At 62.4% G+C, this 26,324-nt stretch carries 25 protein-coding genes; 4 read left to right on the top strand and 21 right to left on the bottom strand.

Annotated elements, in window-relative coordinates; all coding sequences use genetic code 11:
• Positions 1 to 11 precede the first annotated feature (11 nt).
• The 17 genes from rnc to DK391_RS11180 all read right to left on the bottom strand — a co-directional run bounded on the left by rnc (position 12) and on the right by DK391_RS11180 (position 16,180).
• Complete coding sequence (gene rnc / locus DK391_RS11260) at positions 12 to 1,271, bottom strand: ribonuclease III (RefSeq protein ID WP_109478082.1); 1,260 nt, start codon at positions 1,269 to 1,271, stop codon at positions 12 to 14.
• 185 nt (positions 1,272 to 1,456) lie between these two features.
• A complete protein-coding gene (gene lepB / locus DK391_RS11255; RefSeq protein ID WP_109478081.1) occupies positions 1,457 to 2,350 on the bottom strand; it encodes a signal peptidase I in 894 nt (297 codons plus the stop codon).
• 19 nt (positions 2,351 to 2,369) lie between these two features.
• Positions 2,370 to 4,163 carry a translation elongation factor 4 gene (lepA, locus tag DK391_RS11250; RefSeq protein WP_109478080.1) on the bottom strand — a complete coding sequence of 598 codons (1,794 nt, stop codon included), beginning with the start codon at positions 4,161 to 4,163 and terminating at the stop codon, positions 2,370 to 2,372.
• 187 nt (positions 4,164 to 4,350) lie between these two features.
• A complete protein-coding gene (locus tag DK391_RS11245) occupies positions 4,351 to 4,611 on the bottom strand; it encodes a glutaredoxin family protein (protein WP_275426816.1) in 261 nt (86 codons plus the stop codon).
• Positions 4,612 to 4,625: 14 nt separating this feature from the next.
• The gene (locus tag DK391_RS11240) at positions 4,626 to 6,140 is read right to left on the bottom strand and encodes a DegQ family serine endoprotease (protein ID WP_109478078.1); all 1,515 of its coding nucleotides are present in this window, start codon (positions 6,138 to 6,140) and stop codon (positions 4,626 to 4,628) included.
• Between the two features lie 19 nt (positions 6,141 to 6,159).
• Positions 6,160 to 7,200, bottom strand: a complete 1,041-nt coding sequence (locus tag DK391_RS11235; protein WP_109478077.1) for a MucB/RseB C-terminal domain-containing protein — start codon at positions 7,198 to 7,200, stop codon at positions 6,160 to 6,162.
• 4 nt (positions 7,201 to 7,204) lie between these two features.
• Positions 7,205 to 7,843: a sigma-E factor negative regulatory protein gene (locus DK391_RS11230; protein WP_109478076.1), complete on the bottom strand. Its 639-nt coding sequence runs from the start codon at positions 7,841 to 7,843 to the stop codon at positions 7,205 to 7,207.
• A gap of 99 nt (positions 7,844 to 7,942) precedes the next feature.
• Complete coding sequence (gene rpoE, locus DK391_RS11225; protein ID WP_012400242.1) at positions 7,943 to 8,542, bottom strand: RNA polymerase sigma factor RpoE; 600 nt, start codon at positions 8,540 to 8,542, stop codon at positions 7,943 to 7,945.
• A gap of 132 nt (positions 8,543 to 8,674) precedes the next feature.
• The gene (locus DK391_RS45705; protein WP_343225416.1) at positions 8,675 to 9,160 is read right to left on the bottom strand and encodes a protein YgfX; all 486 of its coding nucleotides are present in this window, start codon (positions 9,158 to 9,160) and stop codon (positions 8,675 to 8,677) included.
• 4 nt (positions 9,161 to 9,164) lie between these two features.
• Positions 9,165 to 10,403 carry a beta-ketoacyl-ACP synthase II gene (fabF, locus tag DK391_RS11215; RefSeq protein WP_109478075.1) on the bottom strand — a complete coding sequence of 413 codons (1,239 nt, stop codon included), beginning with the start codon at positions 10,401 to 10,403 and terminating at the stop codon, positions 9,165 to 9,167.
• A 355-nt stretch (positions 10,404 to 10,758) separates the two neighbouring features.
• Positions 10,759 to 10,998 carry an acyl carrier protein gene (gene acpP / locus DK391_RS11210; protein ID WP_004197638.1) on the bottom strand — a complete coding sequence of 80 codons (240 nt, stop codon included), beginning with the start codon at positions 10,996 to 10,998 and terminating at the stop codon, positions 10,759 to 10,761.
• Positions 10,999 to 11,146: 148 nt separating this feature from the next.
• A complete protein-coding gene (gene fabG / locus DK391_RS11205) occupies positions 11,147 to 11,896 on the bottom strand; it encodes a 3-oxoacyl-ACP reductase FabG (protein ID WP_109478074.1) in 750 nt (249 codons plus the stop codon).
• Positions 11,897 to 11,962: 66 nt separating this feature from the next.
• Positions 11,963 to 12,895, bottom strand: a complete 933-nt coding sequence (gene fabD, locus DK391_RS11200) for an ACP S-malonyltransferase (RefSeq protein WP_109478073.1) — start codon at positions 12,893 to 12,895, stop codon at positions 11,963 to 11,965.
• Between the two features lie 97 nt (positions 12,896 to 12,992).
• Positions 12,993 to 13,982 carry a beta-ketoacyl-ACP synthase III gene (locus tag DK391_RS11195; RefSeq protein ID WP_109478072.1) on the bottom strand — a complete coding sequence of 330 codons (990 nt, stop codon included), beginning with the start codon at positions 13,980 to 13,982 and terminating at the stop codon, positions 12,993 to 12,995.
• Entirely contained in the window at positions 13,982 to 15,112 is a 1,131-nt protein-coding gene (plsX, locus tag DK391_RS11190) for a phosphate acyltransferase PlsX (protein ID WP_109478071.1), read from the bottom strand. The genes DK391_RS11195 and plsX overlap by 1 nt, the downstream gene beginning before the upstream one ends.
• Positions 15,113 to 15,248: 136 nt before the next feature.
• Complete coding sequence (gene rpmF, locus DK391_RS11185; protein WP_012400235.1) at positions 15,249 to 15,428, bottom strand: 50S ribosomal protein L32; 180 nt, start codon at positions 15,426 to 15,428, stop codon at positions 15,249 to 15,251.
• A 113-nt stretch (positions 15,429 to 15,541) separates the two neighbouring features.
• Positions 15,542 to 16,180, bottom strand: a complete 639-nt coding sequence (locus tag DK391_RS11180) for a DUF177 domain-containing protein (protein WP_109478070.1) — start codon at positions 16,178 to 16,180, stop codon at positions 15,542 to 15,544.
• Positions 16,181 to 16,434: 254 nt separating this feature from the next.
• On the opposite strand from DK391_RS11180, the gene DK391_RS11175 reads away from it, so the two are divergent.
• Both DK391_RS11175 and DK391_RS11170 read left to right on the top strand, forming a co-directional pair.
• Entirely contained in the window at positions 16,435 to 17,052 is a 618-nt protein-coding gene (locus DK391_RS11175; RefSeq protein WP_109478069.1) for a Maf-like protein, read from the top strand.
• A complete protein-coding gene (locus tag DK391_RS11170) occupies positions 17,049 to 17,768 on the top strand; it encodes an SAM-dependent methyltransferase (protein WP_109478068.1) in 720 nt (239 codons plus the stop codon). The genes DK391_RS11175 and DK391_RS11170 overlap by 4 nt, the downstream gene beginning before the upstream one ends.
• A gap of 49 nt (positions 17,769 to 17,817) precedes the next feature.
• Here DK391_RS11170 and DK391_RS11165 read toward each other — a convergent pair whose 3' ends face one another.
• Genes DK391_RS11165 through DK391_RS11150 form a run of 4 tightly spaced genes read right to left on the bottom strand, consistent with a single transcriptional unit; the run spans position 17,818 to position 20,971 of the window.
• A complete protein-coding gene (locus DK391_RS11165; protein WP_109478067.1) occupies positions 17,818 to 18,831 on the bottom strand; it encodes a S49 family peptidase in 1,014 nt (337 codons plus the stop codon).
• 46 nt (positions 18,832 to 18,877) lie between these two features.
• A complete protein-coding gene (locus DK391_RS11160; protein ID WP_109478066.1) occupies positions 18,878 to 19,270 on the bottom strand; it encodes a Rieske 2Fe-2S domain-containing protein in 393 nt (130 codons plus the stop codon).
• Positions 19,267 to 19,926: an HAD-IA family hydrolase gene (locus DK391_RS11155; protein ID WP_109478065.1), complete on the bottom strand. Its 660-nt coding sequence runs from the start codon at positions 19,924 to 19,926 to the stop codon at positions 19,267 to 19,269. The genes DK391_RS11160 and DK391_RS11155 overlap by 4 nt, the downstream gene beginning before the upstream one ends.
• The gene (locus DK391_RS11150) at positions 19,907 to 20,971 is read right to left on the bottom strand and encodes an RluA family pseudouridine synthase (RefSeq protein ID WP_109478064.1); all 1,065 of its coding nucleotides are present in this window, start codon (positions 20,969 to 20,971) and stop codon (positions 19,907 to 19,909) included. Before DK391_RS11150 ends, DK391_RS11155 begins: the two co-directional genes overlap by 20 nt.
• 753 nt (positions 20,972 to 21,724) lie before the next feature.
• Between DK391_RS11150 and DK391_RS11145 the strand changes: the two genes are divergently transcribed.
• The gene (locus DK391_RS11145) at positions 21,725 to 25,039 is read left to right on the top strand and encodes an Rne/Rng family ribonuclease (protein WP_109478063.1); all 3,315 of its coding nucleotides are present in this window, start codon (positions 21,725 to 21,727) and stop codon (positions 25,037 to 25,039) included.
• 162 nt (positions 25,040 to 25,201) lie between these two features.
• Positions 25,202 to 26,314, top strand: coding sequence for a GTP 3',8-cyclase MoaA (moaA, locus tag DK391_RS11140; RefSeq protein ID WP_109478062.1), 1,113 nt, complete (start codon positions 25,202 to 25,204; stop codon positions 26,312 to 26,314).
• Positions 26,315 to 26,324: the final 10 nt, after the last annotated feature.

The raw sequence follows: 26,324 nt of genomic DNA, 5'->3' as shown, positions 1-26,324 counted from the left end.
TCGGATTGCGTTCAATGACCGGCGTCGGCCACGCGCGTTTGCACCGCGCCGGCGACACCGGGTTCGAGATCGCCCGCGTTCGCGCCGGGCGCGGCGTCGCGGGCGCGGGGCGCGGTTTTGTCCGCGCCGCGGCTGTTGGTATCGGTTTTGTCTGCAGGCTTGTCGCTGGCTTTGTCCTGCGGCCGCACTGCGGATTCCGGCTTGTCCTGGCCTTGTCGCTCTGCGAGCTTCAGCATGGCGTCCGGCTTGTCGAGCGGTTTGTCCGTTGCACGTGCAGCGCGTGGATCGCCCTTGTCGCTGCGCTCGGCTTTTTCCCCGCCGGTGGATTCCTGGCTGTATTCGACGTGCGCCGCGCGAATCACGGCGACGGGCGCGGCGGCCGCTGCCTGACCCGCGGACGGCAGATCCGGCATCGACGGCTTCGCCTCGGCGGCCCTCGATGCACGTTCCGCGCGTTCGGCTCGCTCAGCACGGCGGCTATCCGGGGCGCGCAAATCGAGCGCCGCCTGCACGCCCGTCACGCCCGGCACGATTTCCGGCTCCGCCTGCTTGGCCGCCCGCGCGCTCTTCGAGCGCTTCGGCTTGGTGACCATTGCCGGGGCGGCGGCCATCACTTCGTCCAGTGCCTTCTTTGCCGCTGCCTGTTCTGCCGCACGACGACTCGCGCCCGATCCGGATACCTTCACGTCCAGCTTGGGCACCGTGCATTCGACTTCGAACTGCTGATTGTGCGCCGCACCATGTGTTGCGACAACGGTGTAGGTCGGCAGTGGGATCTTGTGGCCCTGCAGGTATTCTTGCAGCAGCGTCTTGGCGTCCTTGCCCAGCGTGCGCGGATCGATGTGGTCGAGAATCGGCACGTACAGACGCTTGATAACCGTCTGCGCGGCGTCGAAGCCGCCATCGAGGAAGATCGCGCCCAGAATGGCTTCGAGCGTGTCCGCGAGAATCGACGGACGCCGGAAGCCGCCGCTGCGCAACTCTCCTTCGCCGAGCCGCAGACCTTCCGAAATATTCAGGGCCTGAGCAATCTCGTACAGCGACTGCTGCTTGACCAGATTGGCGCGAACGCGGGACAGATCACCCTCGTCCAGTTTCCCGAAACGTTGGAACAATAGCGCGGCCACCGCGCAGTTCAGAACGGAATCGCCGAGAAATTCCAGCCGTTCGTTATGCGTGGCACTGTGACTGCGGTGAGTTAAAGCCTGGCGCAACAATTCCGCATTGCGAAATTCGTAGCGCAAACGGCTTTCCAACGGAGATAGGGGCATGTGCAGAGTATAACGCGGGCGCATCACGGGGCGGAGAGAGCGAGCCTCGCAGCCCCGGCGCCGAAAAAGCGTGTTGTAGCGACGTTACCGCGCGTTCTTAAAGTAGCGTGATAACACGTCGCGTGTGATACGCGACGTGTTGCGCGGGTTCATTGCGCATCGTGATGTCGATGCGCGTGCAGCAATCAGTGGAAGCCACCGATGCGTTTCAGGTTGCTGAAGTTCATCCAGATGAAGAACGCACGACCGACGATGTTCTTGTCCGGCGCGAAGCCCCAATAGCGGCTGTCGGCACTGTTGTCGCGATTGTCGCCCATCATGAAGTAGTTGCCCGGCGGCACCTTGCACGTGACACCACGCGCGTCGTACTTGCAGTTATCGCGATAAGGATAATCTTCAGCGCCGACGATGAACGGCGGCACGGCCGGATTATTGAGAATGCGATTCTTGCGGCCGTCGAGATCTTCCTCGAACTGCTTCGCGTAACCGATGCGCTCTTCGTCGAAGTAATCGGGCAGCGGTGTCTCCGGCACGGGCTTGCCGGTGATCGTGAGCTTCTTGTCTTCGTACGACACGATGTCACCAGGCAGACCGATCACGCGCTTGATGTAGTCGACCGATTCATCCTTCGGATAGCGGAACACGACGACATCACCACGCTCCAGCGGACGCCCTTCCGTCACCTTCGTATTGGTGATGGGCAGACGGATACCATAGTCGAACTTGTTCACGAGGATGATATCACCGACCAGCAGCGTCGGCACCATCGAACCCGACGGAATCTTGAACGGCTCGACCACGAACGAACGCACCACGAACACGACGAGAATCACCGGGAAGAAGCTGGCTGTGTATTCGAGCCACCATGGCTGACGCAGTTTCTCGTCACGCAGACGCGCGCGCGTGGCGGGCGCGTTTTCATCAGCGAAGCGCTCGCCAACACGTGCCTGCTGATTGTCGATCTCGGCGACGGCGGCTGCTGCCGCGCGGCGCCGTTTTGGCAGGAAAACCAGTTTGTCCGCGACCCATGCCACGCCCGTGATGATCACGAGCACAAAAAGAATCAGCGCAAAATTCATAGGGTTCCAGTTCTTAGTCTTATTTGTCTTCGACGCGCAGAATCGCGAGGAAAGCCTCTTGCGGGATCTCAACTGAACCCACCTGCTTCATTCGCGTCTTACCTTCTTTCTGCTTCTCCAACAGCTTCTTCTTACGCGTAATGTCACCGCCGTAGCACTTTGCCAGAACGTTCTTACGAAGTGCTTTGATGTTCTCGCGTGCAATGATGTGCGCGCCGATGGTCGCCTGAATCGCCACGTCGTACATCTGGCGCGGAATGATCTCGCGCATCTTTGCAGCGACTTCGCGGCCGCGGTACTGGCTCTGCGAACGGTGCACGATGACGGACAGTGCATCGACCTTGTCGCCGTTGATCAGCATGTCGACCTTCACCACGTCCGACGCGCGATATTCCTTGAACTCGTAGTCCATCGACGCATAGCCGCGCGACACCGACTTCAGACGATCGAAGAAGTCGAGCACGATTTCGCCCATCGGGATTTCGTACGTGAGCTGAACCTGGCGGCCGTGGTATTGCATGTTGATCTGCGAGCCGCGCTTTTGCGTACACAACGTGATCACCGCGCCGACATAGTCTTGCGGCATGTACAGGTTCACGGTGACGATCGGCTCGCGCACTTCTTCGATCTTCGACGGGTCCGGCATCTTGGCCGGGTTCTCGACCATGATGGTCGTGCCGTCGCGCTGCACGACTTCGTAGACCACGGTCGGCGCCGTGGTGATCAGGTCCATGTCGAACTCGCGTTCGAGACGTTCCTGGACGATCTCCATGTGCAGCAGACCCAGGAAGCCGCAACGGAAGCCAAAGCCGAGTGCCTGAGACACTTCCGGCTCGTACATCAGCGAGGCATCGTTGAGCTTGAGTTTTTCCAGCGATTCGCGCAGTGCGTCGTACTGGTTGGCTTCGACGGGGTAGAGACCGGCGAACACCTGCGGCTTCACTTCCTTGAAGCCCGGCAGCGGTTCCGGCGCGGGGTTCTTCACCGTCGTGACGGTGTCGCCCACCTTCGCCGCCGTCAGTTCCTTGATGCCGGCGATGATGAAGCCCACCTGCCCTGCGGACAGCGACTCGAGATTCTTCGACTTCGGCGTGAACACACCGACGTGTTCGACGGGATATTCCGCACCCGTCGCCATCATGCGGATCTTGTCCTTCGGACGCAGCGTGCCGTTGACGATACGCACCAGCATCACGACGCCGACATAGTTGTCGAACCAGGAATCGATGATCAGCGCCTGCAGCGGCTCGTCCGCGTTGCCCTTGGGCGGCGGCACTTTCGCGATCAGCGACTCGAGCACGTCCTGAACGCCGAGGCCCGTCTTCGCGCTGCAATGCGTGGCGTCGGTCGCGTCGATACCGATCACGTCTTCAATCTCGGAGATTGCGTTCTCAGGATTCGCGGCCGGCAGATCGATCTTGTTGAGCACGGGCACCACTTCGACGCCCAGCTCGATGGCCGTATAGCAGTTCGCGACCGTCTGCGCCTCGACGCCCTGACTCGCGTCGACGACCAGCAGCGCACCCTCACACGCGGACAGCGAACGGCTGACTTCGTACGAGAAGTCGACGTGCCCTGGCGTGTCGATCATGTTCAGGTTGTAGATCTTGCCGTCGCGCGCACGGTACGACAGTGCGGCCGTTTGTGCCTTGATGGTGATGCCGCGCTCGCGCTCGAGATCCATCGAGTCGAGAACCTGTGCTTCCATCTCGCGGTCCGAGAGACCGCCGCAAATCTGGATGATGCGATCGGCGAGCGTCGACTTGCCATGGTCGATGTGCGCAATGATCGAAAAGTTACGAATATGATCCATTCAGTGCCGATCAAGCGAAAAAGGCGCGCTCTGACGATAGCGGAGCACGCCTTGTAAGTAAGTGAAAAACCTATCTATTTTAGCCGAAAAGGGGGTCGCCGGGCGGGACTTGCGGTGGCCGGGAGTCATTCGTGCCTGGCGGCCACCTGCTGCAGCCTTGCTGTAACGGCCGATGCGCCCGTTTTGCTCAACGCTGTGGCGATGCGCGGTACGCCGTCAGCGTCGCCCGCACTCGTGCTTCATCGAGGTGGTAATGGCATAGCTCGACGCCCGCGTGGACCAGCACAGGAACCCAGTCGTTGTAGCGTGCTTCGAGTTCAGGGTCGGCGTCGATGTCGATCACTTCGAGGTGCGCGCCGAACTCGGCCAGCAAAGGCTCGAGCGCAGCGCGCATGTCATCGCACAGGTGACACCACGCGCGTCCGTAGAGCGTGAGTGATGTCGCCACGTCAGCCACGTCGCTTACTTCGTCGCGCGCGGCCGGATCGGCACGAACTGCGTGTTCTCGCCGCGACGGACCAGCAGTGCCACCATTTTCGACGCGTCGAGATGCGACGTGACGTCTTCGAACTGCTTCGCGCTCGTGATGTCGGTGTCGCCGACGCGCAGGATGATGTCGCCGCGCTGCAGGCCCACACGTGCCGCCGGACCGTCGACGGCGTCGACCTGCACACCGTTGTGCAGCTTCAGCGACTTCATCTGGTCAGCCGGAATATCGCTGACGGCCACGCCCAGCGCATTCGATGCACGCGGCTTCGGCGTCGGTGCCTTCTTCTGATCGGCCTTGGCGGTCTTTTCAGGCTGCATTTCGGCCACCGTCACGGGGACGTCACGCGTTTGACCCTTGCGCCACAGCGTGATGGTCGCCTTGGTGCCCGGCTTCGTGTCGCCGACCATGCGCGGCAGATCGGTTGCCGTATCGACGTTATGGCCGTTGAACTTCAGGATGATGTCGCCCGGTTGCACGCCAGCCTTGTCCGCGGGACCGCCCGGCTCGACGCTACTGACGAGCGCGCCCTGCGCCTTCGGCAAGCCAAGCGAATCGGCTACGTCCTTCGTGACCTCGCCGATCGCGACGGCAATCCGGCCGCGCGTGACCTTGCCCGAGGTCTTCAGCTGATCGGCCACCCGCATCGCTTCGTCGATGGGAATCGCGAACGAGATACCCATGAAACCGCCCGTGCGGCTGTAGATCTGCGAATTGATGCCGATCACCTCGCCCTGCATGTTGATCAGCGGCCCGCCCGAGTTGCCCGGATTCACCGCCACGTCGGTCTGGATGAACGGCAGATAGTCGCCCGTATCGCGCCCCTTGGCGCTGACGATGCCTGCCGTCACCGTATTCTCCAGCCCGAACGGCGAACCGATCGCAACAACCCATTCGCCGACGCGCACCTTGTTCGAATCGCCGATCTGCACCGTCGGCAGATTGGCCGCATTGATCTTCACGACGGCTACGTCCGTGCGGTCGTCGACGCCGATCAGCTTGGCTTTGAACTCGCGCTTGTCAGTGAGCGTGACGTAGATGGTGTCGGCGTCGTCGATCACGTGCGCATTCGTCATCACGTAGCCGTCCGACGACAGGATGAAGCCCGAGCCGACGCCGCTATTCTGTTCGGTGTCGCCGCCACCGCTGTCGGGCGACTGATCCTGGTCGCTGCCACCACCGCCACCACCGCCACGCGGCGAATTCGGCGTACCAGGCGATTGCGGCGAGTTCGGCATAGGAATGCCAAAGAATCGCCGGAAAAACTCCGACATGTCGCCGTCGTCCATGCCCGGCGGCAGGCCGCGGGTGGAATTGGAGACCTTGGCCGTCGTGCGGATGTTGACGACGGCTGGTCCGACCTTGTCGACCAGATCGGTGAAATCAGGCAGATTGGCAGCAGGCGCCGCCGACGCCGTATGCGGCGCGAGCGGCAGACAAGCCACCAGAACTGCGGCCGCGAAGAATTTGCGCACCGAAAGAATCGTCATGTCGTAGGGAACCGAAGGATTACCTGGAAGGCTTGTATTCTATGGCAGCCGCAAATTGCTGCAACGTGGTCTGAGGCACTTCCCCGAGCAACGTGATCCAGAAATCGCCACGGCGCTTAACCAGCACGTGGGTTGCACCGCTGCTTCCCGCGCCTTCCTTGCGCGTGCTCTTCTCGACCGGCTCGACAAAAATCGAGATTGCAGCCAGTCCGTCCGAGAACACCCTCTGGTCGACGGGAATAGGCGGATTGGCCGGATCATGCGCGGCCATCGGCCGGCGCAGTTCGGGAATCTTGTGGACACCGGCCACGGGCGACGTGATCTGCCAGCCCTGCGCTTCCATATCGACCGGCTCGACAGGCGGACGAACCACGGTCCAGCCCGCCGTATTCTTGATGCCCGTGGCGATCGGCGTCTTGTCGACGGGAACACCGATGCGAATCTGCGAAAACGACATCTGCTCGAGCACCTGACCGCTTGGATCGAGCGTCTGCGCGCGCAGCAGCAATCCAGTCTTGGCGTCGGCCCACAGTTTGTAGGCGAAACGGTTCGCGTCCTTCGGGTCGAGCTCGATGACCTGGCTGTCGATACCGGCAACGCGGTCCGTGCCAAGCATTTTCGGCTCATAGACCGTCAGCACCTGGTCGCCGCTCGCCGACAGCAACGCCGGGAACGAATCCTTGTTCTGGCGCTTCTCGACGACACAGAGATGCCGCTCGGGCACGAACGTATAAAGCTCGTCGTTATGGCGCAGCATCTTGCGCGGCTTGCCGTCAAGACTTTCCAGCGATTCGAATTCGCCGTCGCTACGCGTCGTGTAATGGGCAATACGCGAGGACTGGACAAAGTCGCCGCGCTGGTAGACGAACGCGCCTTCGTAGTTCTGCTGCTGCGCAGCCTGATGGATCCGGTTCAGCAGCTCCGACGCACTGCGCCGGGTGGCAGAGTCGTCGGTTTGCGCGAAGGCGCGCGACGTGGCGGATAACATCACGGCTGCACAGAACAGAAATGCCGGCAGCCGCCCCCAGATGGTCGTTTTATTGAACCGCAGACTCTGCATCAGACTAGTGGCCCTGCGTAGTCAGTGAGGCCGCGCGGAGCATCGGCATCGAACCCGAAACGACGGGCTGAAGACCGAACTGCTGATGCGCTTCCAGATATTGATCAAGGCTCGCGTCGCGAATGATGTTGCCGTCCGACGTATTGGCTTGCGCCGTGGTCGCGGCAGGCATCGACGCCATGGCCACGCGCTGCAGCGAATCCGCAGGTGCGACCGATGCGACCTGCGATACGCTCGCGCCCGTGCCCACGCCCGACAGCTGCGGCATGACGATCCACGTGAGCGTAGCGGCCGCGGCTGCCACGGCGAACGCCGGAATCACCCGGCGGCGCAACGCAAGCAGACGGCGCGTGGCAGGTATCGACGCCGGCGCCAGCACATGCGCTTCGCTTTCGAAGCGTGCCGAAAAACCCGCCAGAAACGCACTGCTCGTGGCAGGGCTAACAGCCAGATCGTCGGAACGCAGCGCGTCGCCGATCAGGTGATAGCACGACCAGCTGGTGCGCTCTTCATGACCCATCGCGGCCAGAATTGTGTTCGGATGCTCGCCGTCGAGCAGTTCGCCGTCGACAAAAGCAGACAGACGCTCGGCTTGCGAGCTTGCTTGCGCATTTGTTTGCATTGGCATCGAAACCGACCCCATGATGCTCCCCATCTTTACAGACACCCCGTTGTGACACCACTTGACCCAGAGACTGCGCCGCCGTCCGTGAGGCCGGCTGGCCGCTGCTTCCAACAGCTGCTACCAGCGCTTGCCCTCAGGTGTGTCAAGCAGCGGACGCAATTTTGCCGCAATGGCTTCGCGAGCGCGGAAAATTCTTGATCTGACGGTGCCGATCGGGCAACCCATCATTTCAGCGATTTCCTCGTAGCTCAGACCTTCAATTTCACGAAGAGTTATGGCGGTGCGCAGCTCTTCCGGTAAAACCGCCATCGCAGCATTGACCGTCTCTGCGATCTGTTTGCTCATCAACATCGACTCAGGCGTGTTGATATCCCTTAGTTGGTCGGCATCCGAGAAAGTTTCCGCTTCTTCAGCATCTGCTTCCGTCGAAGTGGGTGCGCGCCGACCCTGGGTGGCAAGGTAATTCTTGGCCGTATTGACGGCAATCCGGTACAACCACGTATAGAACGCGGATTCTCCGCGAAATTGGGGCAGCGCCCGGTATGCCTTGATGAAGGCATCCTGGGCCACATCCTCGACCTCGGCGGGATCCCGCACGAGGCGCGAGATCAGGCGGATGATCTTGCGGTGGTACTTGGAGACCAGAAGCTCGAACGCAGCCTTGTCGCCGTTCTGGACGCGTTCAACCAGCACCTGATCTATTTCTTTTTCGCTCACCTGATAAATCCGTTAACTTTTGCGCGTGTAGCGGGGCACCATTGTAGCGTCCCCTTCAACGCGACACGTTACGCGCGTAACAGCCGTTACAGTCTTTACAGTCAAGGCTCGCCGCCGCGCCAGGCAAGCCGCTCAGGCGTGCGCACTGCGTCTGGCGAGCACGGCGAGCTCGCGAAAAACGCCACGCTCGAGCATGTCGGCCATGATCAGGAGCCGATGCAACCTGCCGCCATCCTCCTCGCCCCACACCATCAACGCGCTGCCGCTCCACTGGCTGCACCCCGTAATACGGCCCTGAGCGCGTAATATTCCCGCCTTGCTCCACACCGACAGGCCTTCCGGCCCGATTTTAAGGGTGCCCGGCAGATTGTGCGCATGACGGACGGCTGCCATCGCCAGCAACGCGCACACGGCCGCTCCACATGCCACAGTCGGGACCGCGCCAATTCGGGGTCCGAGCGTCATGCAAACGGCCGCGACGGCAATCACAATGAAAAACGCAGCCGCCAGATACAACGCGGCGGACCGCCGCAGCGCGATGCGCTGCGAGGGTCCGCCGTTCAGTGCGGTATCGGAAGCGGATGCCGGCGGGGCCGGCTGCTGTGATGCCGCCGTCAAAGGCTCAGGCGCGCTTGAAAACCAGCGTGCCGTTCGTGCCGCCGAACCCGAACGAGTTCTTCAGCGCGACGTCGATCTTCATCTCCCGCGCCGTGTTTGCGCAGTAGTCGAGATCGCATTCCGGATCCTGGTTGAAGATGTTGATGGTCGGCGGCGACACCTGATGATGCACGGCCAGCACCGTGAACACCGACTCCAGCCCGCCCGCGCCACCCAGCAGGTGGCCCGTCATCGACTTCGTCGAGTTCACGACGATTTTCTTCGAGTGATCGCCGAATGCGCGCTTGATGCCCGGGGTTTCCGCGAGGTCGCCGAGCGGCGTCGAGGTGCCGTGCGCGTTCAGGTAGTTCACCGCATCAGCGTTCACACCGGCGTTCTTCAGCGCCGCGATCATGCAGCGGCGTGCGCCGTCGCCGTCTTCCAGCGGAGCCGTCATATGGTAAGCGTCGCCGCTCATGCCGTAGCCGCCCACTTCCGCGTAGATCTTCGCGCCGCGTGCCTTTGCGTGTTCGTACTCTTCGAGCACCATCACGCCCGCGCCCTCGCCCAGCACGAAACCGTCGCGGTCCTTGTCCCACGGACGGCTCGCCGTCGAAGGATCGTCGTTACGCTGCGACAGTGCACGCGCCGCCGCGAAGCCGCCGATGCCCAGCGGCGACACCGTCGATTCCGCGCCGCCCGCGATCATGACGTCGCAGTCGCCGTATTCGATCAGACGCGAAGCCTCGCCGATACAGTGCAGGCCCGTCGTACACGCCGTCACCATCGACAGGTTCGGGCCTTTAAGACCGAACTTGATGGAGAGATGGCCGGAGATCATGTTGATGATCGATGCCGGCACGAAGAACGGCGAAATACGGCGCGGGCCGCGATTCAGCAGTTCCGTCTGCGTGACTTCGATCATCGGCAGACCGCCGATGCCCGAGCCGACGACCACGCCAACACGCTCCGAGTTCTCGTCGGTGATTTCGAGGCCGCTATCCCGCATCGCCTGGATGCCGGCTGCCACGCCGTAATGGATAAACGTATCCATGTGGCGCGCTTCCTTGGCGGGGATGTAGTCCTCGATATTGAAGCCCTTCACCTCGCCGGCGAAACGCGTGGAGAAGTTCGACGCGTCGAACTTCGTGATGTTGGCGATGCCAGACTTGCCGGCGACCAGATTGGCCCAGCCGTCGGCAACATTATTGCCAACAGGCGAAATAAGCCCCAGGCCTGTAACAACAACACGACGACGGCTCACGGTAACCCCTTTTCCATAGATGACAAAACAAAAGCCACAGCAGCGCACAGGAAAGTGCCCTGTGTGCCCTGTGGCTGTTTAACCTGACGAACGCGCTGACCAGGGCGCTGACGAATACGCTGACCAGTGCACTGGCGAAAACGCCGGGATATGCACCAGTAAGCGCAATGGCGAAAGAGCCGATATCTGCTGCATCGGCCGTTGCGCCTTGAACGACGCCGTCAGGCTTGCGCGCATGCGCATCAGCATTGACGCCTGCCCTGTTTGCACCGACAGACGGCGCGACAGGGCTGCCGGCACGACGGACGCTGCGTATTGCGCAGCAGCCGAAGCAACCAGGCAGGCGCGAATGACCTTAGGCCTTGACGTTAGCGCGAGCGTAGTCGATCGCTTGCTGAACCGTCGTGATCTTCTCGGCTTCTTCATCCGGAATTTCCATGCCGAATTCGTCTTCGAGAGCCATCACCAGCTCGACCGTGTCGAGCGAGTCAGCGCCGAGGTCGTTCACGAACGATGCTTCGTTCTTGATTTCCGCTTCGGCAACACCGAGTTGTTCCGCAACGATCTTCTTGACGCGCTGTTCGATATTGTCCATTACCCCTCCAAGGGAAAAAAGTTCATAAATACAGGTGCGCGCATTTTATCAGGTTTGCATCTGTAAAAAAGCGACGCACTTGGTTGCTGTAAAGCCAGTCAATCCACGCTTCGAAAGGCATCGCGGCGCGGATAGTAACCGAATTTGATTACGACATGTACATGCCGCCGTTCACGTGCAGCGTCGTGCCGGTGATATAACCGGCCTGCGGCGATGCGAGGAACGTTACGGCGTGTGCGATATCTTCCGGGCTGCCCAGACGGCCGAGCGGAATCTGCGTCTTCAGTGCCGTCTGCTGTTCTTCGGGCAGCGTCTTCGTCATGTCGGTGTCGATGAAGCCCGGCGCGACGCAGTTCACGGTAATGCCGCGGCTGCCGATTTCACGAGCCAGTGCACGCGTCATGCCCGCCACGCCCGCTTTCGCTGCAGCGTAGTTCGCCTGACCCGGATTGCCCGCAGAACCGACCACCGACGGGATGTTGATGATGCGGCCGCCACGCGCCTTCATCATCGGGCGCAGCACGGCGCGCGACAGACGGAACACAGACTTCAGGTTCGTGTCGATGACAGCGTCCCAGTCGTCGTCCTTCATGCGCATGGCCAATTGGTCTTGCGTGATGCCGGCGTTATTCACCAGCACGTTGAGCCCGCCGAATTCCTTCACGGTGCCATCGATCAGCGCTTCAGCCGCAGCCGCGTCGTTGACGTTGAGCACCGCGCCACGGCCGTTCAGGCCTTCAGCCTTGAACGCTTCCGTAATGGCGTTCGCGCCGCTTTCGCTGGTTGCCGTGCCGATCACCATCGCGCCCTGACGCGCGAGTTCGATCGCGATTGCCCGACCGATGCCACGCGAGGCACCCGTCACGATCGCAATCTGTTTGTCGAGAGTCTTTTCCATCGTTGCTTTCCACAATGCCCCGTTCACGCAGGGCTGTTTGATTCTTTGCTGCTGTCAGATAGACGTTTAAGCCGTGACGACTTTCAGCACTTCATCGAGCGAAGCGGGATCGACGATCGACGCGCCGACCAGATTGCCGTCGATACGCTTGGTCAGACCCGCCAGCACCTTGCCCGGACCGCATTCGATCACATTGGTCACGCCCTGCTGCGCGATCGACTGCACGCATTCGACCCAGCGCACGGCACCTGCTGCCTGACGCACCAGTGCGTCCTTGATACCGGCCGGTTCGTTGACGATGGCGACATCGACGTTGTTGATGACGGGAATGGACGGCACCTGCACATCGACGCTCGCCAGATACTCGCGCAGCTGATCCGACGCGGGCTTGAGCAGCGACGAATGGAATGGCGCCGACACGGGCAACGGCAGCGCGCGCTTTGCGCCCTTGGCCTTTGCCACTTCGCACGCTTTTTCAACGGCAGCCTTATGGCCGGCGATCACGACTTGCGCAGGCGCATTGAAGTTGACCGCTTCGACCACACCCGCAGCCGATGCTTCCTTGCAGACTTCGCGCACGGTGTCGTCATCGAGGCCGAGGATAGCGGCCATGCCGCCCTGACCGACGGGCACTGCGTTCTGCATGGCCTGTGCGCGGAAACGCACGAGCGGCACCGCGTCGCGAAACTTCAGCGCGCCAGCAGCGACCAGCGCTGTGTATTCGCCGAGGCTGTGGCCGGCCACGATTGTAGGCGCAGGACCACCCGCCGCCTGCCATGCGCGAAAGATCGCGTAAGCAGCCGTCAACATCACGGGTTGGGTGTTGGTGGTGAGATTCAGATCTTCAGCCGGGCCTTCGGCGATCAGCTTGCCGATGTCCTGATCGAGCGCGTCGGACGCTTCCTGGAGGGTTTCGCGCACGATCGCGTTGTCGGCGAATGCGTTGAGCATGCCAACAGACTGCGAGCCCTGCCCCGGAAAAACGAACGCAAATTTCATATCATCCCCAATTCGATGAGTTCAGATGTGGGCGGCACGCGGCTCGGGCACGCGCGCCATTCGGCGCGGCGCACTCAGGCGCCGCCGCGCGCCGTCCTCACATGCGGATGACCGACGCGCCCCACGTAACGCCGCCGCCGACGCCTTCGATCAGCACGTTGTGACCGCGCTGGATGCGTCCGTCGCGAACGGCGACGGCGAGCGCGAGCGGAATCGACGCGGCCGACGTATTGCCATGTTCGTGCACCGTCACGACCATCCGTTCCTGCGGCAGGCCGAGCTTGCGGCACGTGCTCTGCATGATGCGGATATTGGCCTGGTGCGGGATCAGCCAGTCGATCTGCTCCGGCTGAAGATCTGCCTTCTGCAATGCCTCGATCGCCACCTTCTCCAGCACGTTGACAGCGAGCTTGAACACGGCCTGACCGTCCATATGCAGGAATGCGCTGCCTTGCACGATGCCGCCGTTCACATTGCCCGGCGTACACAGGATGTTCGAGTGGCTGCCGTCCGCGTGCAACGCGCTCGACAACACGCCCGGCTCATCCGACGCCTGCAGGATGACTGCGCCCGCGCCGTCGCCGAACAGCACGCAGGTGGTGCGGTCGTTGAAATCGAGAATGCGCGAGAACGTTTCAGCACCGATCACCAGCGCAGTACGATGTTGCCCGCTTCGGATGAAGCTGTCAGCCGTCGCAACGGCATAGGCAAAACCTGAGCAGACGGCCTGCACGTCGAATGCCGCGCCGTTGTTTTTGATGCCCAGCTTGTTCTGCAGCAGACACGCCGTGCTCGGAAACACGAAGTCCGGCGTCGACGTGGCGACGATGATGAGATCGATGGATTGCGGATCGACATCAGCGGCTTCGATCGCGCGTTGCGACGCGATCAGCGCGAGGTCGCTGGTGGTGACATCAGGTTCGGCGAAGTGTCGTGCGTGGATGCCCGTACGGGCCACGATCCATTCGTCACTCGTCTCGACACCCTGCTTTGCGAGACGTTCGGCCAGTTCCTGATTGGAAACGCGGTTGGGCGGCAGATAGCTGCCCGTGCCCAGCACGCGGGAATAGGTAGTGGATTGAGCCATTATGCCTTCGAGGATTGTGCGCTAAAGGGCTCGGCCGGCTGTCCGGAAACCGGACCCGCGATCGGGCTCGCCACCTGGCTTGCGGAACCTGCACCGCCGGCCTCGCGCTTCGCCTGTTCGAGTGAACCCGCGTTCTCCTCCATCGCGCGAGCAAGACGTTCCAGCACGCCATTTTTGACGGCATCATACCCGCGTTTGATTGCCCACTCAAACGCGTAGGCGTCCGCCGAGCCGTGGCTCTTGATCACCAGCCCGCGCAGGCCGAGCAGCGCCGCGCCGTTGTATTGCCGATGATCCACACGCCTCTTGAAGCGCAGCAGAACGGGCAGCGCGAGCACTGCCATCACCTTGGTCAGCAGGGAACGACCGAATTCTTCCTTGATGATGTCGGAGAGCATCTGCGCGAGGCCTTCCGACGTCTTCAGCGCAACGTTACCGACGAAGCCATCGCAGACGATCACGTCGACGGTGCCTTTGTAGATATCGTTGCCTTCCACGTTGCCGCGGAAATTGAGCGTGCTGCTACGCAGCAGTTCGCCCGCACGCTTAATCACCTCGTTGCCCTTGATCACCTCTTCGCCGATATTCAGGAGCCCGATGCTCGGACGCTCCTTGCCTTCGACGGCGGAAACCAGCGCATGCCCCATCTCTGCGCACTGCAGCAGATGCTGCGGCTCGCAATCGACGTTCGCGCCGAGATCGAGCATGGTCGTGTAGCCGGTGGGATTGGGCAAGGCGAACGCGATCGCCGGGCGTTCGATACCCGGGAGCGTTTTAAGAACATAACGGGAAACGGCCATCAGCGCGCCGGTGTTGCCGGCGGAGACACAGGCCTGCGCCGCGTCGTCCTTGACGCGGTTGAGCGCCACGCGCATCGACGAGTCTTTCTTCTTGCGAAGCGCGACTTCGACGGGATCGTCCATGGCGACGATCTCGGATGCGGGAACAACGGTGAGTGCCGGATTGTCGGCCGCTTTCAGCTTTTTCAGCTGGGCACGGATCGCGCTTTCGATGCCGACGAGCATCAGGTGCGCATCGGGGTGCGAGCGAACGAAATTGACGGCAGCGGGAACGGTCACGGACGGGCCGTGGTCGCCTCCCATGCAATCTATCGTGAGCTTTACAGTCATGGAATGCGACGAATTTCAGGCACAAAAAAGCGGCAGTTGAATGCCGCCTTCTTGATGAACCGGGAAAATGTCAAGCGAGCCGATCGCCACGCGTAACGCCAATGGGCCAAACCCAAAGGAGCGCAATGCGAGACGATTAGTCGTTCTTCGTCTTGACGACTTTCTTGCCGCGATAGTAGCCGTTCGGGCTGATGTGGTGACGCAGATGCACTTCACCCGTGCTCGGCTCAACTGCCAGCGGCGCTGCGTTGAGGAAGTCGTGCGAACGGTGCATGCCGCGCTTCGACGGCGACTTCTTGTTTTGTTGAACTGCCATGATAACTCCTGAAAATTTTCCGAATTCTAACACAGCCCGGCACGGCAACCGCCATAGGCCACGTGGCTAAACCATCGTGCCCGGCGCGCCCTGTCGCGCTCCCATGCAACTGTTCAATGCTTCTTGTCGCCGGACCCGCCGGACTTCAGGCCTTCGAGTGCCGCAAAGGGATTCGGCCGCGTGGGTTCCTCACCCTCTTCGACTTCGCCCTCGACAGCCTCTTCGCCTTCCAGCCCGGCAGTGCCCGAAGTGAGACTTTCGTGCACTTCAGGACAGACTTCGTGCTTCGGCACGAGCGGCAACGAAAGCAGCAATTCCTCTTCGATCAAGTCGACAAGATCGAACTGGCGTGACCCAACGATCACATCGACTTCATCCTCGTCCAGAGGGAACTCTTCAGCTTCCTCTTCGGTATTGACGATCCGGTAAGTCGCATCGACGTTGAATGCCTGCTCATACGGAGACAGGCAGCGCTGACATTCGAGCCATGCGGCGCCGTGAATCGCGAGCCTCAGATACGGCTGCGGACCCTCGGTGCCGTCGTCCTGCAATTCCGGCTGCGTCGTCCCTTCGGCTTGCCAGGTGAACGCGGTGTCGCGGTCTGGCGCTTCCTCGGGGACTTCGTTTAACATGCGCGGCAGTTGCGAGACGCGCACGCTACCCGCGGCCTGGCGTCCACTGCGGGCAAATTCGAACAGGTCGAGTGCGCGCGGGTCGACGAGACCAGCAGGTTTGCGAGGATGTTCAGTCATGTGCGCTCCTGCGTCGGCAAGGATTTCAGCCGGTTAGCCGCTATGCGTTGTTCTATATTGCCGCCGAGGCCACGCGCTTTTACTGCCTGTCGCGTCGATTCGGGGCGCCATTTGGCAAAGCATACCGATGAAAAGCCCAAAATCATATCTGTTTTGTCTTTTCGAGTCAAACACTTAAGGCCAGGTGCGCGACCGTGTTCGCGCCCCGCCTTTTCACACCCAGTTTTACTTACAGATCAAGGTTCTACCCAAGCATGCCGGATTCTTCCCCACGCCCGCCCCGCCTGATTCTGGCGTCGAGTTCGCCGTATCGGCGGGAATTGCTCGGACGGTTGCGCATCCCGTTCGACGTCATCGTACCCGCCATCGACGAGACGCCGCGCGCAGGCGAAACGCCCGAGGCGACGGCGCTGCGGCTCGCAGAAGCAAAGGCGCGAGCCGTTGCCGGCGGGCTGTCGGCAGACGAGCGCACACTCGTGATCGGCTCCGACCAGGTCGCGACCTACGACGGCCGGCAGATCGGCAAACCCGGCACGCACGAAAAAGCGCTCGCGCAACTGCAAGGCATGCGCGGCCGCGAAGTGCTGTTCCATAGTGCGCTCTGCCTGTTCGATAGCCATTCAGGGAACGCGCAAGCCGTCGATATCGTCACCCGCGTGCAGTTCCGGAATCTGTCCGACGCCGCACTCGACGCCTACCTGCGCGCCGAAACACCTTACGACTGCGCCGGCAGCGCAAAAGCGGAAGGCCTCGGCATCGCCCTGCTCGACGCGATCGAATCCGATGATCCGACAGCGCTGATCGGCCTGCCGCTGATCGCCCTCACGCGCATGCTGCTCGCCGCCGGTTATCCGCTACTGGAGGCGAAATGAGCGGCGTTCTCTACCTGATCCCGCACACATTGGGCGACGGCGACGCTACCGCGCTCGACGCCGTCCTGCCCGCACCCGTCCGCGCCCGCGCGGCGGCACTGCACTATTACATAGGCGAGAACGCCAAGACGACGCGCGCCTTCCTGAAAAAAGTCGGCACCGAGCGCCCGATTCAGGAAATCGAGATTCGCGAACTGAACGTGAATACGCCCGCGGGCGAGATCGACAGGCTGCTGGCACCCATCCTCGCGGGGACAGATGCAGGACTCGTATCGGAAGCGGGCTGTCCGGCTGTCGCCGATCCGGGCGCGCTGCTGGTGCGGCGCGCGCATGAGCGCGGCGTGAAGGTGGTGCCGTTCGTCGGGCCGAGTTCGATCCTGCTGGCGCTGATGGCGTCGGGGCTAAACGGCCAGAGTTTTGCCTTTCACGGCTATCTGCCCGTCGACGCCAACGAACGCGCGAAACGCCTGCGCGAGCTCGAACAGCAATCGCGCAAAGGCAAGCAGACGCAGATTTTTATCGAGACGCCGTACCGGAACCGCGCGCTGCTCGACACGCTGATCGCGACCTGCGCGCCGTCGACCCTTGTATGCGTCGCCGTCGATCTGACACTGGATAGCGAAACGATCGTGAGCCGGACGATTGCCGACTGGAAGAAAAAGCCGGCGCCAGATCTGCACAAGCGGCCAGCGATTTTTCTGATTCTCGCCGTTTGAACCAAGCAAACGAAGGTGGCCAGCTCTAGCTGACCACCTCAAACGGCGCTTATCGCAGAATCAGCTTGCCGATTGTCGCCATCGCATGCACGGCGCCGCTGCCAACTGCCGCGCCAAATTTGCGCGCAACGCGATCGGTGATGCTCTCCTTCACCGTGTAGTCGACAACATCGGGCGCCTTGATGATCTCGCGCGCGACGTAATCCGTGTCGCCAAAGCCATCGGCGAGACCTAGTTCGACGCTCTTCTCTCCCGTCCAGAACAGGCCTGAGAAAATATCGGGTGAGTCCTGCAGACGCTTGCCGCGCCCCTGCTTCACGGCATCGATGAATTGCGCATGGATTTCGTCGAGCATTTTCTGCGCATGCTCATCCATTTTCGGCGTATCGGGTGAGAACGGATCATAAAAACCCTTGTTCTCACCGGAAGTACGCAGCCTGCGCTGAATGCCCAGTTTATCCATCAGACCAGTGAAACCGAAGCCATCCATCAGCACGCCAATCGAACCAACGATACTGGCTTTGTCCACGTAGATCTTGTCGGCGGCCGCAGCTGCGTAGTAACCGCCCGACGCACACATGTCACTCACCACAACATAGAGCGGAATAGACGGATATTTGGCACGCAATCGGCGAATTTCACGGTAGATAATGCCCGCCTGCACCGGGCTGCCACCGGGGCTATTGCAACGCAAAACCACGCCAGCCGTACCGGCATCATCGAATGCACTCGCCAGCGCCGCGTCGACATCTTCGGCGTTTGCGTTCGTATCCGGCGCAATCTCGCCGTCAAGTGTTACCAAAGCCGTGTGACGTCCGCTGCTAGTCGCCACCTTTTCGCCGCTGAAATCGAGCACCGCCCACGCAATCACGACGATTACGCCAAGAAACAGAAAGCGGAAGAAAATCCGCCAGCGCCGTGCCGCGCGCTGCTCGTTGACTGCTGCCAGCGCGATCCGCTCGAGCGCGGCGCGTTCCCAGTTTGGTTCGTCGGTGGGAGTCTTGCGCGGCGTGCGGCCCGCTGCGGCCGGTTCGGTCGGATCAGGAGTCAGATTATCGGACATGCATTTCCGCCGGAAAGAACGAGTTTTGAGGAATTATCTTGAGAAATCAGGCAGATGCCGGACGCAGATCAGCATCCGGAAGCCAGAATACGGCACGCCCTTCGGGAGTCTCACGTTCATCGACCTGCACGGGGCGCAGTTTGCCGCCACGGCACGGACCACCCACGCATTTGCCCGTATCTGGCGCGTAAATCGCGCCATGTGTCGCGCACATCAAGTATAAGCCGGACGATTCGAAGAACTGCCCCTCGTTCCAGTCCAACTCCATCGGCACATGCGCGCAGCGGTTCAGATAGCCGTAGGCGACGCCGTCGTAGCGTACGAAAAACACCACCGCATCGCCGCCGGCGTACGTCGCGTCGCGGCGGACGCCCGCGCCGCCGTCGACCAGTTCATCCGATGCGCAGATGCGCACCGCCTCCTGCGCGGCGTCCGTCATGCATGCTCCCGCAGCCAGCCCGACAGCGACGCGATGCTGTCGGCGACGAATTTCGGCTCCAGCGCCGCCAGCGTATTCGCCGGATGCGCACCGTAAGTCACGCCGATGCCCGACACGCCCGCGTTGATCGCCATCTGCAGATCGTGCGTGGTATCGCCGACCATCACGGTGCGCACGGGATCCTGCCCCAGTTCACGCGTCAATTCCTGCAGCATAGCCGGATGAGGTTTCGAGAACGTTTCATCGGCGCAGCGCGTGCCGTCGAAAAGGCTCGTAAGGCGCACCTGATCCAGCGCGCGGTTCAGGCCGACCCGGCTCTTGCCGGTTGCGATGGCGAGCAGATAGCCCTGATCGCGCAGATCGGCGAGCATCTCGCGCACACCCGTGAAAAGCTCGGTGGTCTGATCCTTCACCAGATAGTGGAAGCGATAGCGCTCGGCGAGACGCGGATAGTCGGCGGGATCGAGCGTCGGCGCGGCAATCTGCAGCGCGTCGCGCAACCCGAGTCCGATCACGAAGCTGGCAGCTTCATCGGCGGGCACGGGCAGCCCGAGATCGCGGCACGCCGCCTGGATGCTGCGCGTGATGTGGGCGGTCGAATCCATCAGGGTGCCGTCCCAATCGAAGACGATCAGATCAAATTGCTGTCGAGCCATGCGTTTTCGTCTCGGTTTGTGGTTGTTCGTGCTGCGCCTCAGCACCCGTCGTGCCCGCCAGCTGCTCGACGAACCGCTTGCACTCGGCAGGCAACGGCGCCTGGAATTGCAGCGTTTCGCCCGTCGCCGGGTGCGTGAGCTTCAGTCTGTATGCGTGCAAAAACATGCGCTTGAGGCCGGGATTCGCGTTCGCGCGCGCCAGCGCCTTGTTCAGCGCGAAATCGCCATACTTCGCGTCGCCGACAATCGGTAGCCCAAGATGCGCCAGATGGACACGAATCTGATGGGTCCGACCCGTTTTCAGTTCCGCTTCGAGCAGCGCATAGTCCGGCCAACGGTCGACGAGATTAAAAATAGTGTGCGATGGCAGGCCATCCGGCTGCACGCGCACGCGCCGCTCGCCATCCGGCAGCAGATACTTGTGCAACGGCTCCTTGACGGCACGGCGACGGCCCCAGTCGCTCGCCCATTCGCCATGTACACACGCGTAGTAGCGCTTGTCCATGCGGTCTTCGCGGATCTGCTCGTGCAGATTGACGAGCGCGGCGCGTTTCTTGGCGAGCATCAGCACGCCCGAAGTCTCGCGATCCAGCCGGTGCACCAGTTCCAGAAACTTTGCCTGCGGACGGGCCGCCCGCAACTGCTCGATCACGCCGAACGCCACCCCGCTGCCGCCATGCACGGCGACGCCCGCCGGTTTGTCGATGACCAGCATATGGTCATCTTCGAACAGGATGTCAAAATTCGCAGACGGCGCAGGCGCGCTGGCCGGTGCGTCCGATTTCGCGACGCGAATGGGCGGCACACGCACCAGATCGCCATAGGCCAAACGGTATTGCGCGTCGACCCGACCCTTGTTTACACGCACTTCTCCACTGCGGAGAATGCGGTAAATATGACTCTTCGGCACGCCTTTACAGACGCGCAACAGAAAATTGTCGATCCGCTGACCGGCCGCGCTGTCGTCGATTTCGATCATCGAGACCTGATCGCTGGCGACGGCACTGGCAACCGATTTCTGGGATGTTTTGCCTAACTCTTTCATTCTGAATATAATTTGCCCAGCAGTCCGCGGCGGCCGACTATATAGGATCGGCGCATTAAACCGAATCGCGGGTGGATTGCGCAGGTGCAAGCGATAAAACGTCATTTTACTTGCGCCGGGGGCTGGTTGCTCGCCCTGAAAATGAGATGCAACAAGTTGCACGCACGGTGCACGACACGGCAGGGACGGCGCCCACAGGCACGTTCGGTCACAGTCGGCATCGTCGGTAACGGAATTTTGGTCAAAAAGAATTTGACTGGCGAGCTTCGGCGAGGGCAGCTTTCATGTCCCTCAAGCGCGAAGCGGCCGGTAGCGAAAATACGGCGTGCGCCCGAGGCGTCCCGCGGAAAGTGCGGGGCATGGCGACGTCAAAATGATGCGAGACACCCAGAGCGGGACAGGCGCGCGTTGTGAGCGAGCTTTCCCGCTGCGGCAAGACCGCGGCCTTCGAACCCGTCCGGACGCGCGCCCAGCTGGCGCGGCAGCGCACGTGGACGAAGGCTGATGCATGTCGGCTGCCAGGACCCGCGGCGTGTCGGGCCATTATTTGAAGCCGTGTTCGCATGTGCCCTGCGGCAGCGCGTCCATTTTCTTTCGGACGGCGCCCTTTCAAGGCAATTCTCCCGCCAACTTTCCCGCTCCAGCGTGCTTGTGAAAACACAATAAGGCGCGGCATGCCGCTGCCCAAGCCGTCGGCCGGGTGATCCTATGTGCCGTCGGCCCGGGCAGGCAGAGCCGCTCTGGAGCCGTTCAATGAAACGCATGTTGTTCAATGCGACGCAGCAGGAAGAACTGCGCGTTGCCATCGTCGATGGGCAAAAACTTATCGATATCGACATCGAAACCGCCGGGCGCGAACAGCGCAAAGGCAATATTTACAAGGGCATCATCACCCGCATCGAGCCGTCGCTCGAAGCCTGCTTCGTCAACTACGGTGAAGACCGCCACGGTTTTCTCCCGTTCAAGGAAGTCGCTCGCCAGTATTTCCGCGAAGGCATCGACATGCGCTCCGCGCGCATCCAGGACGCCCTCAAGGAAGGCCAGGAACTGATCGTTCAGGTCGAGAAGGAAGAACGCGGCAACAAGGGCGCTGCCCTCACCACGTTCATCTCGCTCGCCGGCCGCTACCTCGTGCTGATGCCGAACAATCCGCGCGGCGGCGGTGTGTCGCGCCGGATCGAAGGCGACGACCGCCAGGAACTGCGCGAAACCATGTCCCAGCTGCAACTGCCCGAAGGCATGAGCATCATCGCGCGCACCGCGGGTATCGGCCGCAGCGCGGAAGAGCTGCAATGGGACCTGAACTACCTGATGCAGCTGTGGCGCGCAATCGAAGCCGCGTCGCAAAGCGGTTCGCAAGGTCAGCCGATGCTGATCTATCTCGAATCGAGCCTCGTGATTCGCGCGATCCGCGACTACTTCCAGCCGGACATCGGCGAAATCCTCATCGACACCACGGAAATCCATGACCAGGCGCGCGCCTTCATGGATATCGTGATGCCGGACAATGTCAACAAGGTGAAGCGGTACCACGACGACGTGCCGCTTTTCTCGCGTTTCCAGATCGAACACCAGATCGAAACGGCGTACTCGCGCACGGTGCCGCTGCCGGCGGGCGGCGCGATCGTGATCGACCACACGGAAGCGCTGGTTGCCATCGACGTGAACTCGGCACGCGCCACCAAGGGCGCCGACATCGAGGAAACAGCCACGCGCACCAACCTCGAAGCCGCCGACGAAGTCGCTCGCCAGCTGCGTCTGCGCGACCTGGGCGGCCTGATCGTGATCGACTTCATCGATATGGAGTCGGCCAAGAGCCAGCGTGAAGTCGAGCAACGCCTGAAAGACGCGCTCAAGCACGACCGCGCGCGCGTCCAGATGGGCAAGATCTCGCGCTTCGGCCTGATGGAACTGTCGCGCCAGCGTCTGCGTCCGGCGCTGTCGGAAGGCAGCCACGTGACCTGCCCGCGCTGTAACGGCACGGGCCACATCCGCGATACCGAATCGTCCGCGCTGCAAGTGCTGCGGATCATTCAGGAAGAAGCGATGAAGGAAAACACGGCAGCCATCCACTGCCAGGTGCCCGTCGAGGTCACCGCTTTCCTGCTCAACGAAAAGCGCTCGGAAATCAACAAGATCGAGTCGCGCTTCAAGGTCAACGTCGTGCTGGTGCCGAACAAGCACCTCGACACGCCGCACTACAAGCTCGAACGCCTGCGTCACGACGATGCACGCCTCGACGATCCGCGCGCGTCGTGGAAGATGGCCGAAGAAGCAGCACGCGAACTGGAATCGGAAACGGGTTACAGCAAGCGCGCCGAAGAAGTGAAGCCGAAGCAGGAAGCCGCCGTGAAGGGCATCACGCCCGAGAAGCCGGCGCCGAGCGCACCCGTGCGCACGCCCGCACCGGCTACCGTCGAAGTCAAGCCGGCTACGGGCGGCTTCATCGGCTGGCTGAAGGGTCTGTTCGGCATGCAGCCGGCAACGCCCGCACCGGCGCCCGCTCCCGTCGAGAAGACGGCGAAGCCGGCCCGCGGCGAACGCACCGAGCGCGGTGAGCGCACGGGCGAACGCGGCGGCGATCGCAACCGCAACCGTCGCAGCGGCGCGGGTGGCCGTGACGCGGCTGCCGGACGTGGCGAAGGCACGGCAACACAAGGCCGTCAGGGTCAATCGTCGCAACGTGGCGAACGTCAGGAACGCGAACCGCGCGAAGCACGTGAACAGCGTGGCGGCCGTGAACAACGTGAGGGCCGCGAGCCGCGTGAAGCGCGCGAAGCACGTCCGGAACGTGTCGAACGCGGTCAGGAACGTACGGAACGTGCCGAAGCCGCCGACGCAACGCGCGGCGAGCGTCAGGAACGTGCCGAGCGCGGCGAGCGCCGTGAGCGTGGCGAGCGCGCCGAACGTGGCGAACGCCGCAGCAAGCAGCAGCCCGAAGCAGCGGAAGCACTGAACGAAGCGCAGATGGACGTCGCAGCGCAAGCGCAGGCAAACCTTGCCGGCGGCGCGACACCTGTCGAAGAAGCACGTGATGGCGAAGAGCGTCGTCGTCGCCGTCGCGGCCGCCGTGGTGGCCGTCGCGAGCGCGAAGAGGAAGGCGTGAACGTCAATACGGCTGCCGATGTCGCGGAAGCAGAAGGCGAAACGGCAGTGGCAGCATCGGCGGAAGCGCCCGTGCGGACGCCGGAGCACACGGGTCGTCACGAAGCACAGCCGCAAGCGGTTGAAGCTGTCGAATCCGTCCAGCAACAACCGGCTCAGGAAGTGAAGCCGGTCGAAGTCGTCGTGGCGGCCGTCGCGACGGGCGCGGCTGTAGTCAGCGAACTGCACGCATCGGCGGAAACGCCGGCGCTGGCTGTCGAGAAGGCAGCGAAGGCGGAAGCCATCGTTCCCGCCGACGAAGCGCCCGCGGTGACGCAACCGGCAGCCGTCGAGGCACCCGCCGCTGTCGAGCCGCAAGCCGTTGCACCGGTTGCAGCCGAGCCGCAAGCGCCTGCTGAAGCCGCTGCGCCTGCGCCTGTCGAGACGGTTGCGGCAGCGCCTGTCGTCGAAGCACCCGCAGCTGTTGAGCCCGTCGTTGACCCGGTCGCCGCAGCGCCCGCGCAGGAAGCGCCGGTTGAAGCAGCGCAGCCTGTGATTGAAGCGCCTGTCGCGACGCAACCGGTTGTCGAACCGGCTGCCGAGCCTGTCGCTCAACCGGCAGCGGAGCCTGTCGTCGCGCAACCGGTTGTTCAACCGGCAACGGAACCCGTCGTGGAAGTCGCGCCGGCGCAACCCGTAGCAGAGCCGGTTGCCGTCGAAACGGCGCCTGTCGCGGCAGCAGCCGAGCCGCAGCCCGTTCGCACGAACGGCGCGTCGGCCAGCCAGCCCGCGCAATCGCTGACGACGATGCTGGAAAGCGCCGGCCTCGTCTGGGTCAACACCGACTCGGACAAGCTGCGCGCCGCCCAGGAAGCGGCCGCGCAAACTGCGAAGCCGGCACGCGTGCCGCGTGAGCGCAAAGCGCTCCCGCCCGTCGACGCGGCGCCGATGCAGCAGGTCGAAACGGCAAAGAACCCGCAGTAAGCGGTCGCTAACCTGACCCGGCGGCGACGTCGGGTCATCCAGAAAGCCCGCCCCAAAGGCGGGCTTTTTGCTATTTATGGCATAGCGGCACCGCGCGTTCGCCCTACTGTGACGCGAGAAGCCTTCCGCTAGAATGAAGTCTGATATCCCAAATATGTGATCATGTCCCGACGCATCATCCCTGTTGCCGACGTCAGCGCGGTTCCGAACGTGGCCGGTCCCATCCGGACGCCGCGTGGCGAGCTGACGGATACGCTGTCGCGCCCGCTGCGCGACCTGCGTATCTCGGTCACGGACCGCTGCAACTTCCGGTGCGTCTACTGCATGCCACGCGCGGTGTTCGACAAGGACTATCCGTTCCTGCCGCACAGCGCGCTGCTGACTTTCGAAGAAATCGAGCGGCTCGCGGGTATTTTCGTCGCGCATGGCGTCGAAAAAATCCGCCTGACGGGCGGTGAACCGCTGTTACGCAAGAACCTCGAATTCCTGATCGAACGGCTCGCCCGGATGACAACGGCGACTGGCAAGCCGCTCGACCTCACCCTCACGACCAATGGTTCGGTGCTCGCACGCAAAGCGCGCAGCCTGAAGGACGCCGGGCTGAACCGCGTGACAGTGAGCCTCGACGCACTCGACGATGCGCTATTTCGCCGCATGAACGATGCCGATTTCGCCGTGCGCGACGTGCTCGACGGCATCGAGACGGCGCAAGCGGTCGGTCTCGCGCCTTTGAAGGTGAACATGGTCGTGAAGCGCGGCACCAACGACAGCGAAATCGTGCCGATGGCGCGGCACTTCAAGGGCTCGGGCGTGGTGCTGCGGTTTATCGAATACATGGACGTCGGCACCTCGAACGGCTGGAACATGACGGAAGTGCTGCCGTCCGCCGACGTGGTCGCGCGCATCAGCGAGCATTTCCCGCTGATCCCGCTGGAAGCGCATAGTGCCGCCGAAACCGCGCAGCGCTGGGGCTATGCGGACGGCAGCGGCGAAATCGGCGTCATCTCCAGCGTGACGCGCGCATTTTGCGGCGACTGCACGCGCGCGCGGCTCTCGACGGAGGGCAAGGTGTATCTGTGCCTGTTCGCGTCGGCGGGACATGATCTGCGCGCACTCGTGCGTAACGGCACGAGCGACGCCGGCATCGCCACCGCGATCGCCAACATCTGGCGCGGGCGCGGCGACCGTTACTCGCAGCTGCGCGGCAGCGCGAATGCGGCATCGACGGCGGAACGCGAAACGCGGCGCGTCGAGATGTCGTATATCGGCGGCTGAGGCCGTCTTT

The organism is Paraburkholderia sp. C35, from assembly GCF_003121405.1.
In the GTDB taxonomy this organism is placed as follows: Bacteria; Pseudomonadota; Gammaproteobacteria; order Burkholderiales; family Burkholderiaceae; genus Paraburkholderia.
Note: the sequence above shows the minus strand (reverse complement) of the source record. Positions and strands in the feature narration are given on the sequence as shown.

Excerpts from the sequence above, each read along its gene's own strand:
- DK391_RS11145 (WP_109478063.1), top strand. The coding sequence starts at position 21,725 with ATGAAACGCATGTTGTTCAATGCGACGCAGCAGGAAGAACTGCGCGTT.
- DK391_RS11195 (WP_109478072.1), bottom strand. The coding sequence starts at position 13,982 with ATGGCTCAATCCACTACCTATTCCCGCGTGCTGGGCACGGGCAGCTAT.
- rnc (WP_109478082.1), bottom strand. The coding sequence starts at position 1,271 with ATGCCCCTATCTCCGTTGGAAAGCCGTTTGCGCTACGAATTTCGCAAT.
- fabG (WP_109478074.1), bottom strand. The coding sequence starts at position 11,896 with ATGGAAAAGACTCTCGACAAACAGATTGCGATCGTGACGGGTGCCTCG.
- moaA (WP_109478062.1), top strand. The coding sequence starts at position 25,202 with ATGTCCCGACGCATCATCCCTGTTGCCGACGTCAGCGCGGTTCCGAAC.
- rpmF (WP_012400235.1), bottom strand. The coding sequence starts at position 15,428 with ATGGCAGTTCAACAAAACAAGAAGTCGCCGTCGAAGCGCGGCATGCAC.
- DK391_RS11240 (WP_109478078.1), bottom strand. The coding sequence starts at position 6,140 with ATGACGATTCTTTCGGTGCGCAAATTCTTCGCGGCCGCAGTTCTGGTG.
- DK391_RS11170 (WP_109478068.1), top strand. The coding sequence starts at position 17,049 with ATGAGCGGCGTTCTCTACCTGATCCCGCACACATTGGGCGACGGCGAC.
- DK391_RS11160 (WP_109478066.1), bottom strand. The coding sequence starts at position 19,270 with ATGACGGACGCCGCGCAGGAGGCGGTGCGCATCTGCGCATCGGATGAA.
- plsX (WP_109478071.1), bottom strand. The coding sequence starts at position 15,112 with ATGACTGTAAAGCTCACGATAGATTGCATGGGAGGCGACCACGGCCCG.
- DK391_RS11150 (WP_109478064.1), bottom strand. The coding sequence starts at position 20,971 with ATGAAAGAGTTAGGCAAAACATCCCAGAAATCGGTTGCCAGTGCCGTC.
- lepA (WP_109478080.1), bottom strand. The coding sequence starts at position 4,163 with ATGGATCATATTCGTAACTTTTCGATCATTGCGCACATCGACCATGGC.
- DK391_RS11235 (WP_109478077.1), bottom strand. The coding sequence starts at position 7,200 with ATGCAGAGTCTGCGGTTCAATAAAACGACCATCTGGGGGCGGCTGCCG.
- DK391_RS11155 (WP_109478065.1), bottom strand. The coding sequence starts at position 19,926 with ATGGCTCGACAGCAATTTGATCTGATCGTCTTCGATTGGGACGGCACC.
- acpP (WP_004197638.1), bottom strand. The coding sequence starts at position 10,998 with ATGGACAATATCGAACAGCGCGTCAAGAAGATCGTTGCGGAACAACTC.
- lepB (WP_109478081.1), bottom strand. The coding sequence starts at position 2,350 with ATGAATTTTGCGCTGATTCTTTTTGTGCTCGTGATCATCACGGGCGTG.
- DK391_RS11230 (WP_109478076.1), bottom strand. The coding sequence starts at position 7,843 with ATGGGGTCGGTTTCGATGCCAATGCAAACAAATGCGCAAGCAAGCTCG.
- fabD (WP_109478073.1), bottom strand. The coding sequence starts at position 12,895 with ATGAAATTTGCGTTCGTTTTTCCGGGGCAGGGCTCGCAGTCTGTTGGC.
- DK391_RS11175 (WP_109478069.1), top strand. The coding sequence starts at position 16,435 with ATGCCGGATTCTTCCCCACGCCCGCCCCGCCTGATTCTGGCGTCGAGT.
- DK391_RS11180 (WP_109478070.1), bottom strand. The coding sequence starts at position 16,180 with ATGACTGAACATCCTCGCAAACCTGCTGGTCTCGTCGACCCGCGCGCA.
- DK391_RS11165 (WP_109478067.1), bottom strand. The coding sequence starts at position 18,831 with ATGTCCGATAATCTGACTCCTGATCCGACCGAACCGGCCGCAGCGGGC.